General features: G+C 67.9%; 20 protein-coding genes. All 20 read left to right on the top strand.

All coding sequences use genetic code 11. From position 1 onward, the window contains the following. A partial coding sequence (locus tag HY68_RS37025; protein ID WP_347560692.1) for a GntR family transcriptional regulator occupies positions 1-783 on the top strand: 783 nt, incomplete at its 5' end. Between the two features lie 167 nt (positions 784-950). Then, positions 951-1,163, top strand: a complete 213-nt coding sequence (locus tag HY68_RS37020; protein ID WP_157874571.1) for a helix-turn-helix domain-containing protein — start codon at positions 951-953, stop codon at positions 1,161-1,163. Between the two features lie 37 nt (positions 1,164-1,200). Continuing rightward, the gene (locus tag HY68_RS37015) at positions 1,201-1,653 is read left to right on the top strand and encodes a hypothetical protein (protein WP_157874570.1); all 453 of its coding nucleotides are present in this window, start codon (positions 1,201-1,203) and stop codon (positions 1,651-1,653) included. Beyond that, positions 1,650-1,772: a hypothetical protein gene (locus HY68_RS46150; RefSeq protein ID WP_277816795.1), complete on the top strand. Its 123-nt coding sequence runs from the start codon at positions 1,650-1,652 to the stop codon at positions 1,770-1,772. The genes HY68_RS37015 and HY68_RS46150 overlap by 4 nt, the downstream gene beginning before the upstream one ends. A 17-nt stretch (positions 1,773-1,789) precedes the next feature. Beyond that, a complete protein-coding gene (locus HY68_RS37010) occupies positions 1,790-2,116 on the top strand; it encodes a hypothetical protein (RefSeq protein WP_157874569.1) in 327 nt (108 codons plus the stop codon). Beyond that, positions 2,116-2,514: a hypothetical protein gene (locus HY68_RS37005; protein WP_042001333.1), complete on the top strand. Its 399-nt coding sequence runs from the start codon at positions 2,116-2,118 to the stop codon at positions 2,512-2,514. Before HY68_RS37010 ends, HY68_RS37005 begins: the two co-directional genes overlap by 1 nt. A 70-nt stretch (positions 2,515-2,584) precedes the next feature. Further along, a complete protein-coding gene (locus tag HY68_RS37000) occupies positions 2,585-3,145 on the top strand; it encodes an NUDIX hydrolase (protein WP_063779760.1) in 561 nt (186 codons plus the stop codon). Positions 3,146-3,193: 48 nt separating this feature from the next. After that, positions 3,194-4,195, top strand: coding sequence for a hypothetical protein (locus HY68_RS36995; protein WP_042001330.1), 1,002 nt, complete (start codon positions 3,194-3,196; stop codon positions 4,193-4,195). 34 nt (positions 4,196-4,229) lie between these two features. After that, positions 4,230-4,763, top strand: a complete 534-nt coding sequence (locus HY68_RS36990) for a hypothetical protein (protein ID WP_241778911.1) — start codon at positions 4,230-4,232, stop codon at positions 4,761-4,763. A gap of 1 nt (position 4,764) precedes the next feature. Next, positions 4,765-5,373, top strand: a complete 609-nt coding sequence (locus HY68_RS36985) for a hypothetical protein (protein WP_052457555.1) — start codon at positions 4,765-4,767, stop codon at positions 5,371-5,373. Between the two features lie 123 nt (positions 5,374-5,496). After that, positions 5,497-7,536: a hypothetical protein gene (locus HY68_RS43205; protein WP_042001327.1), complete on the top strand. Its 2,040-nt coding sequence runs from the start codon at positions 5,497-5,499 to the stop codon at positions 7,534-7,536. Beyond that, a complete protein-coding gene (locus HY68_RS36975; RefSeq protein WP_042001324.1) occupies positions 7,536-7,916 on the top strand; it encodes a hypothetical protein in 381 nt (126 codons plus the stop codon). Before HY68_RS43205 ends, HY68_RS36975 begins: the two co-directional genes overlap by 1 nt. Before the next feature lie 51 nt (positions 7,917-7,967). Beyond that, entirely contained in the window at positions 7,968-10,301 is a 2,334-nt protein-coding gene (locus HY68_RS36970) for a hypothetical protein (RefSeq protein ID WP_052457554.1), read from the top strand. A 374-nt stretch (positions 10,302-10,675) separates the two neighbouring features. Beyond that, positions 10,676-11,131, top strand: coding sequence for a hypothetical protein (locus HY68_RS36965; protein ID WP_042001320.1), 456 nt, complete (start codon positions 10,676-10,678; stop codon positions 11,129-11,131). Beyond that, a complete protein-coding gene (locus HY68_RS42445) occupies positions 11,128-13,668 on the top strand; it encodes a terminase family protein (protein WP_052457553.1) in 2,541 nt (846 codons plus the stop codon). Before HY68_RS36965 ends, HY68_RS42445 begins: the two co-directional genes overlap by 4 nt. 81 nt (positions 13,669-13,749) lie before the next feature. After that, positions 13,750-15,636 (top strand): hypothetical protein, encoded by a 1,887-nt coding sequence (locus tag HY68_RS36955; RefSeq protein WP_042001318.1) that lies wholly within the window; start codon positions 13,750-13,752, stop codon positions 15,634-15,636. 65 nt (positions 15,637-15,701) lie between these two features. Further along, entirely contained in the window at positions 15,702-16,535 is an 834-nt protein-coding gene (locus tag HY68_RS36950; RefSeq protein WP_042001316.1) for a hypothetical protein, read from the top strand. Positions 16,536-16,638: 103 nt separating this feature from the next. Continuing rightward, entirely contained in the window at positions 16,639-17,373 is a 735-nt protein-coding gene (locus tag HY68_RS36945) for a hypothetical protein (protein WP_042001313.1), read from the top strand. 10 nt (positions 17,374-17,383) lie between these two features. Further along, a complete protein-coding gene (locus tag HY68_RS36940; RefSeq protein ID WP_042001310.1) occupies positions 17,384-18,445 on the top strand; it encodes a major capsid protein in 1,062 nt (353 codons plus the stop codon). A 3-nt stretch (positions 18,446-18,448) separates the two neighbouring features. Beyond that, positions 18,449-18,739 (top strand): hypothetical protein, encoded by a 291-nt coding sequence (locus HY68_RS36935; RefSeq protein WP_042001307.1) that lies wholly within the window; start codon positions 18,449-18,451, stop codon positions 18,737-18,739. The last annotated feature ends 64 nt before the right edge of the window (positions 18,740-18,803 follow it).

Here is an 18,803-nt window from a genome sequence, read left to right as displayed (position 1 = left end):
TCACCGAAGGAGACGTCGTTGTCGGACCAGAAGCCACAGAGCCGAACGCAACCGCACTTCCAGCGGATCGCGGCGGACCTGCGCGCCCTGATCCACGACGGATCCCTCGCCCCCGGCGACAAAGCCCCCAGCGAAACACAGCTCGTCGCGCAGTACGGCGTGTCCAAGATGACCGCCAGGAACGCCCTGGTCTCCCTTCGCGACCAAGGGCTCCTCGAGAGCCAGCACGGCAGGGGATTCTTCGTCCGGTCGTTCCAACCCATCCGCCGGAACGCCACCAAGCGCCTATCCAAGGAACTATGGGGCGCCGGCCAGTCGATGTGGTCCGTAGACGTACACGACCGCGACATGATCCCGGCCAACGAACAACCCGAAGAAGTCGACCCGCCTGATGGCATCGCCCGAACGATGGACCTGCCCGCGGGCCTCAAGGTCTGCCGACGCTCCCGCATCTACATGGTCGAAGGCGTCCCCGTGATGTCCGCCGTGTCCTACCTGCCCATGGACGTAGTCGCTGGTTCGCCCATCATGCAGGTCGACACCGGCCCCGGGGGTATCTATGCCCGCCTTGCCGACCTTGGGCACGAGCCCAAGCGGTTCCGTGAGGAGCTGCGGGCGAGGATGCCGCAGCCCGAGGGAGCGGAGCGCCTGAGCATGGGCGCCGGCACGCCCATCATGCACATCGTCCGTACGGCCGCCGACGCGGAGGGCCGGATCGTGGAGGTCAACGACATGACCTTGGACGCCTCTCGGTTCGTCATGGAGTACGACTTCACGGACTGACCCGCACTCCTGAGCCCCCATCAGCCCCCGCTGGTGGGGGCTTTTTTGTTTTCTCGGGCCGTGTTCGCTCGGAGCGCTTGACTCCCATAGGGAACTGGTCTTCAATGAAGCAAGTGACTCCCCTAGGGAAGTTGCAACCCTTGATGTCGACCAGGAAGGAGAAGCCCGTGGACAAGCAGAACGCGGATGAGACCAACGATCTGCTGGACGCCGTGCAGGTCGGGGCGATTCTGAAGCTTCACCCGCAGACCGTTCGTCGACTGGTCAGGGAGAAGCGCATCAACGCGCACCGCTTCGGCACCGGACAGCTGCGAGCCCGCGGGCTCCGCATTCCGAAGTCGGCCGTCGACAGCTTCCTGAGCGAGTCCGCTGTCGCCTGAAGAAGTCAGGCCCCGGAACACCAGCGTTGCACCGCCAGTGCCCGAGGCCTTCCAACAGAAAAGCCCTACCTGCCGTAACAGGAGGCCGATCCGCATGGATCAGCATGCCATCCAGCACAACACGCTGGCCACCGACACCGCACGCCCGGTCTTCCGGCCGCGCCGGCCCTTGGAAGGCCCCGGCGGACTCAGGGTCCAGATCACAGGACCTGCCGGACAGAAGTCCCAGGTTCTGCGACACGCGCAGACCGATGCCACCGTGCAAGCCACGGTGTACGTGCAGTCCTTCTCGCCCTCCGCCGACGGTGGCGCCCGAGGGGTTGTCGAGAACAACACCGGCACGGCCATCTTCACCGTCGACCGGAACACGCTGCCGAACTTGAGCAGGGTTCTTCACGCAGGATCACGAGTCACGCTTACTGGGACCGTGACGCGCGTCGGCCGGTTCGCCACGATCAACATTCGCTCCACCCGGGCGGTGGCCGCATGATCGCCACCGACCCGGCGCCGGCCCCGAAGGACAAGCCGGCCACCGAGCAGCCCCCGGCGCGCCCGCTGCCCACGGAGCCCGCAGCCCGGCGCCGCGCCCTGAACATCAGGGGCTGGTGACCATGAACGCCGCCGACATGCCCTTTGAGGCAGACCCGCAGCTGACCGCCGCTGTCGAGGACGCCCTCACCCCGGTCACCGCCGACCCCTCCCAGGTCGGAACCAACGTCCTCGACACCACCCTCCACTTCCGCGACCTCACCACCGGGCTCATCGACCAGCACCTGCACAACCTCCTGGTCGCCGACATCGAAGACCTGTACGACGCCCTGGACCTGATCGACCTCACCCACACGGTCCTGCGTGACGTGCCGGCTGGTCAGCAGATGAACGCGATCCGGGCCATGGACGACATGTTCGGGCAGGTCGCCGACCCGCAGGCCGAACAGGACGGGGAACTCTGATGGGCGACTACCTGGGCCCCCTCCACACACCCGGCAACGCAATCCCGGCCGTCGACGACGACCTCGCCGGCGTCCTCGCCGACCTGGACGGCGTGCACTACGGCATCGACCAGATCCGCCACGGTCTTGAGTCCCTCGCCATGGAACGCCTCACCAAGGCGCAGACCCAGACCGTCCTCTACAGCCTCGCCGGGGCGGAGGGCACGGACATCCTCACCGCCCTCACCCTCCTCATCACCCGACTCACCAACCCCGACACCAACCCCACCCTCCGCAACCTCCCCCTTGATCGACAGAAGGACATCCAGCACCTGGGCGAGCAGCACGCCCACCTCACCGAACAGTTCGCACCCCGCCAGACCATCGCCGACGCCATCGCCCACATCGACACCCCCTAACCACCCACCCCTGGGGGCCGGTCGAGCCGACAGACCGGCCCCCACCCCCAACCCGCAGAAAGGACCACCCATGGCAACCGAAGACCTCGAGACCATCCGCTACACCGCCGACGTCGTAGCCACCACCCCCGACGGCAACGTCCTCCTCATCAACCGCGGCTGGCCCCCCTACAAAGGCCACCTCGCCCTCCCCGGCGGCCACGTCGACCCCGGCGAAACCGCCAAGCAGGCCGCCGTACGCGAACTCCTCGAAGAGACCGGCATCCACGTCACCGAAGACGACCTCACCCTCATCGGCGTCTACGACGACCCCAACCGCGACCCCCGCGGACGGTACGTCACCGTCGCCTACACCGTCACCGTCCCCGCCGGCACCACAGCCCGCGCCGGAGACGACGCCACTTCCGTCCAGTGGAACCCGATCGCCAACCCCGGCAACAACCTGGCCTTCGACCACAACAAGATCCTGGCCGACGCGCGACGCCGACAGGACGCCATCGGCCACTGGGCCTGGACCACCGAGCAGGGCCTGGCCTCCTTCGAAGACGCCCACGGCACCAAACCCGACGAGCACTGGGTCGCCGGCGTCTACGAGACCTGGCTCAACCTCCACCTCACCCAAGCCGCCTAACCACCCACCAGCCCCCGCTCACCACCGACCAGGAAGGAACCGACCGCCATGAAGACCAACCCCACCACCCCCCAGCGGCGCCTCTCACCGCTCCTCTACCCGGCCGCGCTCCTCTCCCTGGCCTCCCTCGCCTGGACCACCTGGAGCCTCGTCGACCTCCTCGGAACCGGCCTCATCGGCGCCACCGTCGCCGCCGGCGCCGACATCATCTGGGGATCCGTCATCATCGCCGAAGCCCGCGGCCTCCGCGTCACCGAAAAACCCTGGGTCGTCCCCGCCTTCGGCTGGATCACCCTCCTCATCGTCGCCGGCTTCCTCGCCATGCACGGCATCGAGAAGAACAGCCTCGCCATGGCCGCCGCCGGCCCCTTCCTCCCCTTCGGTGCCAAAGCCGTCTGGGTCCTCGCCCTCGCCGACATGCGCAACCCCGCCGCCCTCACCGACGAAGAGAACCACGCCCTCGCCCGCATGGAACGCGGCATGGCCTTCGAGGAAGCCCAGCACGGCATCGAGATGCGCCGCCGCGAGATGGGCGCCGAACGCCACATGGCCGAAGTGTCCGTCGACTTCGACATCGAACTGATGCGGCAGGACAAGACCCGCGAACTGATGCGCCGCCGCACCATCGACGTCACCGGTGACACGGACACTGATACGCCCCGCATCACCGATGCGCAGCAGTCCCGCCTCGTCAGTGATGCGCCCGCCGCGTTCAGCGCCAAGCAGACGCAGCAGACCATGCTCACCGCGGCCGCGCACCGTACTGCTGCGCTCAGTGAAGCCGCTGATGAGAACCGTGATGCGCCCCTGACGCGGACCACGGCAGCCGGTGATGCGGCGCCCCACGGCGACAGTGAAGCGCTCCACCTCGCCGGCATGAGCAAGGCCGCCGCAGTCCGCGCGATGCGTGATGCGGACCCCGCCGCATCGGCGCCGCAGATCGTGAAGCGCCTCGCGCATCACGGCGTTGATGCGGACGCCAACTACGTCCGCACCGTCCTGTCCCGCATCAACCGCCAGCGCGCCGCCACCGACGGCGGCTACCTCTAAACCGCCTCACCCACCCCGCCAGGAAGGAACGCACGTGCCGCACCTGATCACCCGCTCCGCGCCGGCCCCCGCCCCCCAGGCGGGGCCGGTCGCGGGTACGCCCCTGCGTACGAAGACCACTCAGCAGCTGGTCGACGAAGCCCTCGCCACCCTCCCCGCCTACGCGGCAGCACCCGACACCCCGTCATGGGGGCACCGGTTCCTCCCCGCCCCCGTACGCGGGCTCCTCGCCGACCTGGGCATGTGGCAGGACCCCACCCCCCAACCCCCCTCCACACACCTCCTGCAAGTCCTCGCCGTCCTCCACCGGTACGGGTGGTGCCAGTCCCTGGACGTCACCGTCACCGGCCGGCTCTGCGTCCGCGGCGCCCAGAACCTCCTCCAGAAAACCGGGCACGTCACCCCCCACGCCCGCGACAAGGCCGTCGACTACATGCAGGAAGTCCTCGCCGACGCCGGAATCCGCATGCAGTTCTTCGCCTGGAACGACCTCCCTGACCAGCAGTTTTCTGCCGTCGAAACCCTCATCAAAGAGTCCGCAGTAAAAGCCCGAAGGAACGGAGAGTGAAATGACCGACCCCAACGAAGAATTCGACCGGATCGTTGCCGGAATGGGCACAGAAATCCCCGTGCAGACCATCCCGCAGACCGGCCCCTACGGTGCACCCGCGCACCCCACGAAGCCCGGTCTTACGAAACGCGGGAAGGCCGTTATCGCCGTCGGTTCAGTGGTTATCGCCGGTACCGGACTGATCGGCTACCAGATTCACGCCGGGAATGTTGCGGAGAGTGAAGCGAAGCAGCAGGAGATCGCCCTCCAGGCCAAGGCCCTCGACCTACAGAAAGTCCGTGAGTTGAATCGGCAGGAGGAAGCAGACCGTAAGGCGGTAGTAACTCAGGAACACGCCCGGCAGGCGTCCGTCGACAAATGCGTCAAGACCAACGCACACCTTTCCGGGAAGACCCTCGGTTCGCCGGCGCACCGGGACATCGTCGATGACTGCCAGGCCCAGTACTCCACCAGCACGAACACCAGCGACGTGCAGACCGCGGCCGCCGCGAACGACGCCAGCACCGGCGGCGGAGGGGTCAACAAGGGCCTCCTCCTCGGTGGTGCGGCGCTCGGCTTGTTCGTCGTCGTGGCCGCCAAGAAGGGCACCCGCAGTAATCAGTCCTGACTACTTCCTACCTACCTCCCGACCGAAGAACCCATGATCCGTCACACGTAAGGGATCACCGATTCGGGTTCTTCGGCCGGGAAGCCGGTAGGGAGTAGTAACCCACAGTGAGGAGTTGATGAAGTGGCCGACGCCATCCCCGCCCCCGTCCCCAACCCCAACGACCCGACCCCGAACACCCCCGCCACCACCCCCAGTGCGGGCCTCTTCTCCACCATGCTCACCCCCATCGGACCCGCCCGACCCGCCCCCACCGGCCCCGACCTGACCACCACCGGGACACCCGAAGCCCCCGTTGACGGGACCAGCAGCGCCACCTACCACGGCACCACTGACGCCGACGACAAAACCGGCAGCAGCAACAGCTCGACCACGGAAAAGAAGGGCATCATCCGGGCCTGGTTCCTTGCCGGGGCAACCCGTTGGGCCAAGGGCGGTGGCACACAGAACAAGCGTCTCGACATGCGGAAAGCGAAAGCCTCCGCCATGCAGGTCAAGGAAACCCGGCAGGTGTCCTTGAACCGCTCCGGAGGCCTCTTCTCCGGCGGTTCAGGTGCCTCCGGTAAGGGCTCTAATTCAGCATCAGGTAAGGGCGCCTCTAAAGGCCCTGGAAAGGGTCCGGTTAAAGGCCCGAAGAACACCAACGGCAGCACCAATAAGGGCCCGTCAGGACGGTCCGGGAACGGCTCTGGGCCCGGCCGCAGTGGTGGGAGCGGCGGTTCAGGTGCCGGCTCGGGGGGCGGCAGCAAGCAGCCTGGCGGCGGCGCTCACAAGCAGCCCAAGCCGGACTCCAGCTCCAAGGGCCCGAAGGGCGCCGGGAGCAAAGGCGCCGACGGCAAGGGCGCTGCGGGGGGCGGCACCGCCCCGAAGACGCCGAACGGCAGCAACCAGAAGAACAGCGGAACCTCCGCCGGCGGCAAGGCCGGACCCTCCGGGCAGGCCGGCAGCAACGCCAAGACGGCACCCGGCGGCGGCCAGGGCCCCAAGGGCGACAGCCCCAAGACCCCCAAGAACGACGGCAGCAGCGACCGCGGGCGCATCAGCCTGCGGAAGGACCCCAAGGACCCGAAGTCGGACAAGGACAGCCGGAAGCAGCCCGATCCGAAGGCCGGCCGGAAGACCGACCCGAAGGGCACCACGAGCACACCCGGCGCTTCGACCAAGGACACCGCGGCCACGAAGGACTCCAACGCCAAGCCGGCCAGCACCGACAAGAAGAACGACCTCACGAAGAAGACCACCCCCGACAAGCCCCCAGCGAAGGGACACGAAACCCCGGACGGCACCAAGGGCAAGACCGGCAAGACGTTCAGCGTCCGCGATTCACGCGAGACCGGCTACCGGGACGGCACCCGCATCGGCAAGACCACCGCCCACGTCAAGGCGTACCGCGACGGCGTCAAGGACGGCTACAGCGACGTCACCGAGGCCGCCGCACAGGAGAAGAAGCGCCTCGACAAAGCCCACGCCGACCACAAGAAGCAGATCGAGGAGAGCCCGCTGGCCACCCCCCGATCCAGTGCGGACTACCACCAGACAGGAGCCCCCGTGCCCGCCGAACCCAAGCTGACCGACGAAGAAGCCATCAGCACCCTCCGCTGGATGCAAACCTCAGCGGCCGAAGCCGGCGACCAGGAAGTCGCCGACAAGATCGGCAAAGACATCGACGAACGCCTCGAACGCCTGCAGCCCGCACCGGCCGGCCCGCAGCCCATCAAGGTCGACCGGATTGACGGCACCCACCTCTACCTCGGTGAAGGATCCGCCCGGAACACCGTCAGCCGCGGCGAAGTCCGCTCCCTCAAGCAGTTCGAGCGGCGTCTCACCGAACGCGCTCTCGCTCTTGCGACGGTCGCGGAGACCACGAAGAAGCTCCACGTCCACGCCCAGAACCAGGCAGGAGAAGCACAGACCTACCTCGAACAGGCCAAGAGCATCGAAGGTGGCGACAGGCTCACCGGGAAGCTCGTACGCCTCGCGGACAAGGCCAAGGCCCAGGCCGCCGACGCGGAGCAGGTCTACAAGAGGGCAGTCCGGTCTGCTGACGCCTGCAACGCCGTCCTCACGAACGTGAGCACCCGCTACTCCGGCATGTACAAGGCCGTCGTCGACTCGCCCGAGACCGGCCCCGCCGAAATGGCCTACTACAAGGAGTCCAACTGATGCCCGACAAGATCACCTACCGGCAGCTCAACAGCGCGGTCACCGGTTTTGCGAAGCGGGTCTCCCGCGGATCCGAAGCCATCAAGGGCGAGTCTCTGGTCATCAGCGATGCCGCCGTCGACACCGCCCGTACCGCGGAGGGCATCGCTGGCATGGGCATCGACCCGGACACCGTCGCCGAAACCCGGGGCCTCGCCCGCCTCATGGACGGCCTCAGCGCCTCCGCCACCGCCTACGTATCCACCGCCGACACCACTGCCCGCGCCGCCCAGGCCGCCCACGACCAGAACCGCGACTCCCACCAGGGCATCGCCGAGGCGTTCAACCGATCCCCGGTCGACCTGAGCGCCGTTAACCGCACCTGGTTCGCCCAGGAATAGCCCTCGCACCGCCTGCCTGTCCGCGTCCGCCAACCCCGTTTGGAGCCCACCATGAGCCAGGACACCGTCCCCCAGACCACCACCCAGCCCCCGACCAACACCACACCCGGCGCGGCCGGCACCGAACGGACCATCGCCCTCGCCACCTCTGCCGCGCCCGTCATCACCGGTCTCGTCGCCCCGTTCCTCGATGGCGGCGCCGAACTCACCACAGGTGTGGCCTACGCCGCCGGCGCCAGCCTCATGTTCGCCAACTACATGGACCGCCTCCCGAACGGGCTCATGGACAACCTGCCGGCCGGCGACATCATCCAGGCCCACCGCTCACCGATGCTCCTCTCCACCGTCGCCGCCGGCATGTCCCTCGGCATAGGCATCACCATGGGCCCCGACGGTGCCGACGCCCTCATGGCCGGCTTCCTCGCCCTCCCGTCCATCCCCGGCATCGTCTCCCTCGGCTGGTGGGCCGCCGTCGCCCTCACCCCGTGGAAGCTCCGCAACGTCCTCCGCCGCGCACCCGCCAAGACAACCCCCACCCAGGCGAAGGCCCCCAGCAACACGCCCAGCCAGCCCCTGACCCCGGCAGACCAGATCGCCGCACTGTGGGGCCGTCACATCTCCGACCCCGAAGGCGGCGCGCACCGCGGGCAGATCCTCACCCTCCGCACCCTCGGCACCGCACGCTGGACCGGCACCATCACCGCCCCCATCGGAACATCCGTCACCGTCACCCCCGACACGGTGTCCTCCGTCTACCGCGTCCCCATCAACTGGATCACCTTCACGGCCGGCGCCCACGCCGGGGAACGCCACATCACCGTCAACCTCACCCCGCCCCCCGAACTCGACCCCACCACCCTCGCCGGGGCCTGGCAGAAGTGGGCCGCACGCAAAGGCGGACTCATGGACGGCACCCGCCTCGAGAACATCCAGGACGACCCCAACACCGGCGGCCAAGTCGCCCTCGTCGTCGCCGGCGAGAACAGCGACCGGCTCACCCACCCCGACCGCATGGACCTCGCCGGTGCGCTCCGCGTCGACAACCCGCTCCTCGTCTCCTACGAGCCCCGCCAGAACCCCCGCGAAGCCGTCATCCGCCGTATGGACCACAACCCCCTCGAAAAGGGCGCCGTGTTCCCCGGCGTCCACGTCCTCAAGCCCAACCCCAACGGGTACATCCAGCTCGGACCCGGCGTCTCCGGATTTCCCGCCCGCATCCAACTCCACGACCCCGCCCTCGGTGCGCAGCACTGCATCATCGCCGGCGTCACCGGCTCCGGAAAGGGCGGCACCCTCCAGCTCATCTCCCTCGCCCACCACGTCAACGGCTCCGCGATCATCTACGCCGACCCCAAGGGCTCCTCCAACCCCGCCATCGAGAAGATGGCCGCCTACTCCGGCCTGGGCCCCGACGACGCCATGGGCGCCCTCCGCATCTGGTACCACGGCCTGATGTTCCGGGTCGAAGAATCCGCGCGGCTCAGCATGAAGAATTTCCAGGCCAGCGACGAACGCCCCTGGGCCCCCCTGATCCTTGATGAGGCCAGCAAGCTCCTGGGTGAGAACGCTGAGTACCGCAAGGAAGCGACGTTCATCATCAACGCCGGCGCGACCCTCGGCAGGTCCCTCGGCATGCCCGTGATCCTCGCCAACCAGCTCATGCAGCTCAAGGAGTTCGGAGGCGACGCAGCGATCCGCGACAACGTCTTCTACGGCGGATCCCTGATCATGCTGCGCTCCGACTCCCAGCAGAAACACCTCATCGACCTCCCCGAAAACTTCGCCGGCTGCAACCCCGCCGACATCCCCCCCGCCTGGTCCGGCGAACGCGACATGGTCTACGACCCCAGCAAGCCCCTCAACGACCCCAAGCGGACCTTCGGACTCGCCTTCGCCGCCAGCCCCGGCGGCCACGCGGAGATGATGCGCAACTGGATCCTCGAGGACGCCACCCCCTACATCGACCAGAACGACATCCGCATCCCCGCCGACTGGCCGTTCTGGGACGACCGCCACAACCTCGCCACCCAGTCCGTCCTCCCCGGCGACGACGAGGACGGCGACGGAGACGACGGGGACGGCATGTTCTTCACCGGCCCCGCCGCCGCACCGAAGAAGCCGGCCAGCGCCAGCGACAAAATCCTCCGCGTCCTTCAGGAAGTCGCTGACCCGCTCGGCATCGAACCCGTCTACCAGCACAAAGACCAGATCGCCGCCATGGCCCGACTCGAGGCCGGATCGCCGACACTGAACAACTCCCTCACCAGCCTCACCAAGGCACGGAAGATCCACCGCCAGATCGTGGACGGCAAAGTCACCCGAGGCATGTACGGACTCGGACCCGCATCCGAGGACGACGCCCCGGCCACCGACGACGAGGCGTAGGCCCCCCACCAGCACCGGGGGATAGCAGCCCGGACAAACAGCCCCCCATACGCCACCCTGAAAGAGCACGGCCCGGACAACTCATGCCTTCAGCGTCCCCGCGCCCGAGGTGTGTCGAGGAACCCGGGCCGTGCAAACAAACCCCACCCGAGCCCACCCCAACGGCACCCCCCGCCGTACAGGCTCACCCGGCCCCCACCAGCCCCCCGCTGGTGGGGGCCAACCCGCGCCCGGGGCAAGACAACCGCCCACATCAGGGATCATCAGGAACAGGCGCGGGGCCTGACACAACAACAGACGACCATGCGGGAGCCCCGACCGTCATGCCAGCATCTCGAACCGCGCAAGCCCTCACCGCCGCACGCCGCAAGGAAATGTTCCGCCGCCGCGCCGCCGGCGAGCACATGAACGACATCGCCGAATCGTTCGGCATGTCACCCAACACCCTGTCGAAAGACTTCACCCGCGCCTACCGGGCCTACCTCAAAGCAGTCAACGTTGAGGCTGACGTCTGGAGACAGTTCCAGACCGACCGCTACGAACAGCTCCTCGCCGCCGTATGGTCCGACGCCACATCCGGAGACATACGAGCGAACGAGCAAGCCCGGAAACTGGTAGCCGACCTCAGCGAGCTGAACGGCTGGAAGGCCCCCGTGCGCACCGAGGTGACCGGAGCCGACGGCGGGCCCCTCGCTTTGTCCAGTGCCAGCCCCGAAGATCTCGTCTCCCTCATTGAGGCCACCAGCCGGCTCGACCAGGCCGACCCGCGCAACAGTGCCACCTCCACAGCGGACGACGAGGACGGGACTGAAGAGGCGTCCACCGGGTGACCAGCCAGTTCGAAGAGGAAGTAGCCAGGTACCAGCGTCTGCCGCCAGCCCAGCGGACAGCCATGGCCCGCCTCGCCGACGACGAACTGCGCAAGGTCCTCGCCTGGGCTGAGCGGAAGATGGCCATCGGGCGCTCCCCCGGCTCGATGGCCGCGGTCCTCACCGGCGGTAGAGAGTGGCAGGCCCGGCACCTTGACCTGATCGACAAGGCATTCGTGCGCATCGCCAACGGAGAGCGGATGCGCGTCCTGCTGAACATGCCACCACGCCACGGCAAGCAGGTCGCCGACTCGGAGCCGGTGCTGACCACTGGGGGATGGAAGCGGCACGGAGACCTTCGAGTAGGCGACTACGTGTACGCCCCGAGCGGCAGCCCCGCGATGGTCGAATGGGTCTCAGACCCGTCGGACGAGAAGGTGCGCGTCACGTTCAGCGACGGTGAATCCGTCCTGGTCCATCCCAACCATGAATGGTCGGTGTACGACAGAGGCGCAGGCGCGTGGAGGACCGTTGAGACGCGATACCTGGCGACGCAGAAACTGCACTCTGGGCCGGAGGGCCGGCGCGGGGGGCGCTACCGGTTCCAGCTTCCGCAGGTCGGCCCGCTACAGAACCCCGACGCCGACCTTCCCGTAGACCCCTACACGCTTGGGGTATGGCTCGGTGACGGCGCGACCGGCAAAGCCTCGTTCTGCGGAACGGAAGAAGACGTCAACCACATCGCGGACCGCATCCCCTACGTCCTGGGGGCACGCTGGGTCCACCCCAATACCGGCGTTCACTACCAGTACATCAAGGGGCTGATGGCGCCTCTCAGGGCGGCTGGCGTGCTCAAGCGGAAGCACATCCCGCAGGTCTACCTCATTGCGTCCGAGCGGCAGCGGCGCGATCTTCTGGCTGGTCTGGTCGACACTGACGGCTCCCTTGGGCGTGACGGGCGCATCCGATTCGTGTCTGCCTCCGAGGAACTCGCAAGCGATGTCCGCGATCTTGCTCGGACCCTCGGATACCGCGCGAACCTCTCCTGGCGGGGGCCCGACCTGCGGAAGCGGTCCATTTGGGGTGGTCACCCGTTGAGGGGCGGTGCCTGTTGGGTCACGGACTGGACGCCGCACGACGGGATCCCGCAGGGAATGCTGCCGCGCAAGGCGACCAAGCTCGCTTTGAAGACGAAGCGACGCGTCGGCTTCGCGGCAATCGAGCCTGTCGCCCCGGAGCCTGGGCGGTGCATCCAGGTCGAAGGCGGTCTCTACCTCGTTGGGCGTGCCCTGATCCCCACGCACAACAGTGCTCGGGCAGCACGGTGGGCTCCGCTCTGGTACCTGGCGAAACACCCAGACCACCGGGTCATGATCGCCTCCTACGCCGCCAAGCTTGCTGAAGGCCACGGCCGGTGGATCCGTGACGGCATCAAGGAGTTCGGTCCGCAGATCGGCGTTGAGCTGCGCTACGGCTCGATGGCAGCCAACCGGTTCGACCTCGCAGGCACCCCAGGAGGTCTCGTTACCGCTGGCGTCGGAGGATCGCTGACTGGGATGGGCGCAAACATCGCCATAGTCGACGATCCGCTGAAGGACGCCAAAGAGGCCGACAGCCCCGTCAAGCTGGCGAACCTGTGGGACTGGTGGCAGCAGGTCATGAACACGCGTATGGAACCCAACGGGTCCATCATCGTCATCCAAACCCGCTGGTCAGAGAACGACCTGGCCGGACGGATCCTCCAACAGGGCGCCGAGGATTGGACAGTCATCGACCTGCCTGCCCTGGCTATGTCTCCCGATGATCCGCTTGGACGCCAACTCGGAGAGCCCCTCTGGCCTGAACGCTTCCGCCGCAAGCACCTGGACCGGTTCAAGAAAGACGTCGGCGAACGCGGCTGGTGGGCCCTCTACCAGCAGCAGCCACGCCCCCTTGAGGGCGGCGTATGGAAATGGCCCTGGATTACGCAGCACCGCATCACCCCCCAGGCGTTCCGTGGCGTCGACCTCACCCGGACCATCGTGTCCATCGATACCGCCGGCGGCCGCGAGGACAGCGACGAAGTCGGGCTCATCGGCGGCGGCCGGGACGAGGCAGGCGAGATGTACCTCCTCGCCGACCGCTCATCAAAGATGGGAGCAGCCGAATGGGGTCGCACTGCCTGTCTGCTGGCCATCGAGCTCGAGGCCGACGCGTTCGTGGTCGAATCGAACTTCGGCGGCGACATGGCCGCTCAGATCATTCGCCAGGCATGGGCCGAACTGGAACGCGAGGGGCTCACCAAGGGCATGCTCATGCCCCGCATCATCGAGGTGACCGCGAAGGTCGGGAAACGACTGCGTGCGGAACCCATCGCGCAACTCTACGAGAACGGACACGTCCACCACGTCGGAGAGTTCCCGGGACTCGAGATCCAGTACATCTCCTGGCTCCCGGGCATGGACTCCCCGGACCGTCTGGACGCCGCCGTGCACCTGTTCACGGAACTGGCCGGCTCTGCATCTGCGGGCCTGGTCGCCACTCCGTACCGGGATCAGCGGCTGGCTGGGCGCCGCTGACGGGTAGGGCGGGGGGAACAGACCGGCCTCCCGCCCGTACGCTGATCAATAGGCGCGGGGCCTGGTACAGAGGGGACTCTGGTGGGCCTGAAGCAGGTCGTCATCGACGCGTGGTCATGGCTGAACTACAAGCCGGTCTACAGCGACCCCAACCACGGCATGCCCCACCGCAGGGCCTTCCCCGAAGCGACCCTGTCCTGGGTGCCCGCAGCCGACGAGCGTCGTCTCGCCGCCTACAAACTGCTCGCCGCGTACGACAACAACCAGGCCGCGGAACTCGCCCAGATCCGTGACGGTGACTCCGTACGGGACCGGCGCGAGTTCGGTGACGTCAGCATGTTCATCGACACCCTCGTCTCGAAGGTCCTGGGGGAGAGCCAGAGCATCGTCGTCCCCGGCGCCGACACCCCCGGCACCGACGGTGCAAGCCCCGACCAGGCGCAAGCACAGCACGTCCAGGACCTCCTGCGGGCGTGGGCTGTCGAGGAACGCCTGCCCATGCGGATGCTGCAGTGCGAACGGAAAGCCGTCAGCCTCGGAGACGGCGTGTACCGCTTCGCCTGGGACCCGGCCAAGCAGCGCGTCACCCTCCGCGTCACTGACCCCGGCTTCTACTTCCCCGTCATCGGCGAAGACGACGACGCCGGCGAGTTCCCCGACCGGGTCCACTTCGCATGGGAACTCCCCGAAGACCCCAAGAGGAACCTCAAGGCCCGACTGCGCCGCATCACGTTCGAACTCGACTGGATCCGGCCCGTCACCGCACCCGGCGTCGACCGGGCCGGCCGCGAAGTCCGTGCCCCCGTCATGTCCGACCCCGGCCCCAACGGGGAAGCACCCGCACCGCTCCTCGGCATGGGCGACATGTTCGACGCGGACTCCGGGACCATCACCCGCCAGTACCTGTGGAACGACCGGCCCTCCGCCCAGACGTGCTACCTCACCGACGCCACCTGGGAACTCGGAGACCTCAAAAACTCCGACGTGGACGACCTGCCCATGGAAAAGGCCCGATTCGCGACCCGCTCCGACGGCGAAGTACTCGATGCCCTCGACCTGTACATCGACTTCATCCCGGTCGTCCACATCCCCAACACCGTCCCGCCGGCGGAGGAGCACTGGGGGCAGCCCAGCCTCGCCAAGGCCCTGCAGGTCTTCGACGATCTCCAGGGCACCGACACCGACTCCAGCCGGGCATCCTCGACAACCGGGTCCCCGATGGTGGCCCTGTGGGGCAAGGCGGCCAGCGGAACAGGCAAGAGGGAAATGTCCGTCGCCCCTGGAATGGTCCTGGAACTGGGCGAAGGCGGCGGCATGAGCACCCTCAACACCGCCCCGCAGCTGCAGGAACTCCGCAACCAGCGCCACGACCTCGCCGACCAGGCAGCCAACGTCGTACGCCTGCCCCCGGTCTCGCTGGGCACCATGGACCCCTCCAAAGTCCCCTCCGGGTACGCACTCGCCCTGACCCTGGGCCCCCTCGACTCGCTCATGTCGGGGATGCGGCTCGCCCGCGAGGACAAGGAAGCCCTCGCCCTGAAGTTCGTCCAGCGCCTGAACCTGGCCGGCCAGCACCCCGACTGGGCAGGAGTGACACCACTGCCGGCGAAACTGGTCCGCGGGCCCTACACCCCCACCGACCGCACCGCGGTCCTCGAACAGGTCACCAAAGCCCTCACCGCTCACGCCATCAGCCTCGAAACGGCCGTGGGGATGCTCCGCGAAGCCGGGTTCCCCATCGACGACATCAAGGAAGAGATCAAACGCATCGAGTCGCGGTCCTTCGACGACGCGAAGCTGCTGGCCGACGCGACCGGCTCGAGCGACGCCGTCAGTACCTATCTCGGTATCGACTTCGAACCCGACCCGGCACCGCCCGCTGTGGTCTTGCCCGGCCTGCCCGGGCAAGAAGAAGACCCCCAGGAGCTGGAAGAGGAACCAGCCCAGGGGAGCAGGGGCAACGCGTGAGCAGAACCGTGCTTACCTTGATCCTAGGCGCGGGGCCTGGACACTCCTTGGGAGGAACTGCCCCCATGCGTCGCCCCGCGCTGCACCACCCGGGACACCTCGTCGACACGTCGGCGTGGTCCCACCCGTACCCGACGGGCCTGTTCTCCCCCGTGTTCTACAGCTCCGGTGCGGTAGAGGCCCCGCCGGTCCCGGCAGCCGTGCCCACCCCGGCTGAGCTCGCCGCCCGCCTGGCCCCCGGTACGGCGGCCGTGACGCCGCCCGACCCGGTTGTCGACCCGGACGAGGAGAAGGTCACCTTCACCCAGCGGCGCCTTAACACGATCATGCGGGATGAGAAGGAAGAGGGCCGCCGGGCTGCGCTGCGGGCCCTCGCCGAATCGGCCGGCCTGAACCCCGACGAGGTCGACCTCGACCAGGTCGGCAAGCTCATCAAGGAAGCCAACGAGTCGCAGCGCCAGCGCATGAGCGACGTAGAGCGCCGCGAAGCCGACGCGAAAGCGGCCGCCGACAAGGCCGCCCAGCAGGTCGCCGCGGCCCGGCAGGAAACCCTCGCCGCGCAGCGCGTCGCCCGGGACGCCCAGCAGACCATCATCCTCACCCGCCTCGGAGTGAAGGCCGAAGACCTCGTCGATGTCGGAGCCGTACTCCGCAACGACATGACCGGCATGGACAACCCCACCGAGGCGCAGATCCAGGAGTACGCGGAGAAGCTGAAGACCCGCCGCCCCACAGACTTCGGCGGACCCACAACCGCCCCGCAGACCCTGCCCCCGGCCCCCGGCGGTGCACCCGCAGGCGGACCGCCGCAGCGCACCCCCGCCAGCGGCAAGGACGCCATCAAGGAAGCCGCCCGAGCCCGCGCCATCGCTATGGGCCTGCGCACCGAGACCGCCTGACCCACCGCACCACCGCAGACCAGGGACCACGCCCTCACCCCACGTGGACGGCACCCAGCAGGGGCCCTCACACATTCCGCGAAACTCGCGAAAGGGGAACGGCGTGGACATCCAGCCGTACACCACCACCGAGACGCTCGCCGTCGGCCGCCCGTGGCTGATGAGCATGCTCGGCATCGAAGCCAACGTTTCCGTCACCCTCGACCTCACCGCGTTCGACGAGAACGTCCACTGGACGGCCGGGTCCGCGTTCCAGCCCGAGCGCAAGCTCAAGTCCGGTATCCCCCTGGGGAAGAACGCCACCTCCGGCCTGTACGAGCCGTACGCGGCCATCACCAACGAGGTCCAGACGGCCACCGTCACCGGCGGACCCACAGGCGGCACCTTCACCCTCACCTACAGCGGCCAGACCACCACGGCCATCGCTTACAACGCGACCGCCGCAACAGTTCAGGCTGCCCTCGTCGCTCTATCGAACCTGGCACCCGGCGATGTCGTCGTTACCGGCGCAACCGGCGGGCCGTACACGCTGACCTTCGGCGGCGCGCTCCTGGGTGAGAACGTCGCCTCGCTCACCGCGACCGCGTCCTTCACCGGCGGCACCAGCCCCGGCGTGACGATGGCTACCACCACCGCCGGCGGAACGGCCACCGCGTCCGACGGCACCCAGAAGTTCGCCGGGTTCCTCTTCACGGAGGAGTCCTTCTACCCCGGCAGCAGCAAGATCGGTGCGGCGCTGATGGTCCACGGACAGATCGACGTGGCCAAGCTCCCCGTCGCCTTCGACCCGGCAGACGTTCCCGCCGGATCCAACACCCAGTTCATCTACAAGGTCTGAGGGGCCCGACATGCCGAACGACATGCTGGAGCTCCTGCTCCGCGACATCAACCCGACCGTCATCAACGCCTTCGTGCGTGAGATCCAGACGCCGGCCGACTACGAGCTCACCCGCACCGTCATTCCCGAGCGGACCATCGACTCCGTGAAGTGGGAGACCCGCGGCAACCGCCGCCGGGTCGCCGCAGCGTCCTACCGGGCGTGGGATGCGCAGACCAAGGTCGCCACGCGTGAGATCACGCAGTTCGCGACCTCCGGGAAGCTCCTGCCCCTGGGCCAGAAGTACATCGTCGGTGAACTCGAGACGATCCTCGAGAACGTCGACCGCGGCATGGACGCCGGAGATCTCGTCAAGAGCGTCTACGACGACTCCGCCGCGCACGTCCTGTCGATCAAGCACCGCATGGAGCTCGCCGCGGGAGACCTGCTGGTCGACGGCAAGTTCACCCTCACCGGCGAGAACGGCCTCACTGTCGAGGCCAACCACAACGTGCCGGCGGCGAACATGCCCACCGCGCCCGTCGTGTGGACCGACCCGGCCGCCGACATGCTCGGAGACGAGCTGCGCTGGATCGGCGTGCTCCGCGCGTCCGGGGCTCCCATCCCCGCCAGGGCCCTCACCTCGTACACCACGATGGCGCTGGCCATGGGTAACAACTCCTACCGGGCCGCTTACTACGGCAGCGTCTCCCCGAGTGCCACTCCGACCGCGGTCCTCGGACCGAACGAGGTCAACGTGGTCCGGACCCGCTACGGACTGCCGCCGATCACCACGTACGACGTGACGATCCCCCTCGACAACGGCACCGACGTACGGGTCCTGCCGGAGAACATGTTCTTCCTGATCCCGCCCAACGTGAACCAGTGGGCGGAGACCCAGTACGGGCTCACCGCTGAAGGGCTGGTCCTTTCCTCCGGCGGCAACCCGTCCATCGACCGCTCCGAGGCGCCCGGCATCATCGTCACCTCCGGGTACCAGGACGACCCGGTCCAGGTGTGGAGTAAGGGGTCCGCGGCCGCCATGCCGGTCATGTACACCCCGGACATTCACATCGCTGCGACGGTGTGGTGACCCATGGCCGCCCAGTTGAAGGGGACCGTGTACGTCACGGACCCGGACACCCACCAGACGGTGGAGCTGGCGCCCGGGACGCTGCCTGAGCCGCACCTCGCGGCCCTGGTGACGAACCCCAGCGCCTGGGAGGACGGGGAACTGCCCGTATTCCCCGGCGGCGACACCCCACCGGTGGAGCCCGAGGCACCCACCGACCCCGGAAACCCCGCCGACCCTGGCGAGGACACCAAGCCGGCCGTGAAGAAGCAGGCGGCCAAGAAGACGGCCGCCCGCAAGACCACGGCCAACTGACCGGCTCGGGGCCGGACGGCCGCCGCGAGGGCACCGGCGGCCACTAGGCGGTGTGCGGGCCTGA

This window comes from Streptomyces sp. AcH 505, assembly GCF_000818175.1.
Lineage (GTDB): Bacteria > Actinomycetota > Actinomycetes > Streptomycetales > Streptomycetaceae > Streptomyces.
This window is presented reverse-complemented; position numbering and strand designations above follow the sequence as displayed.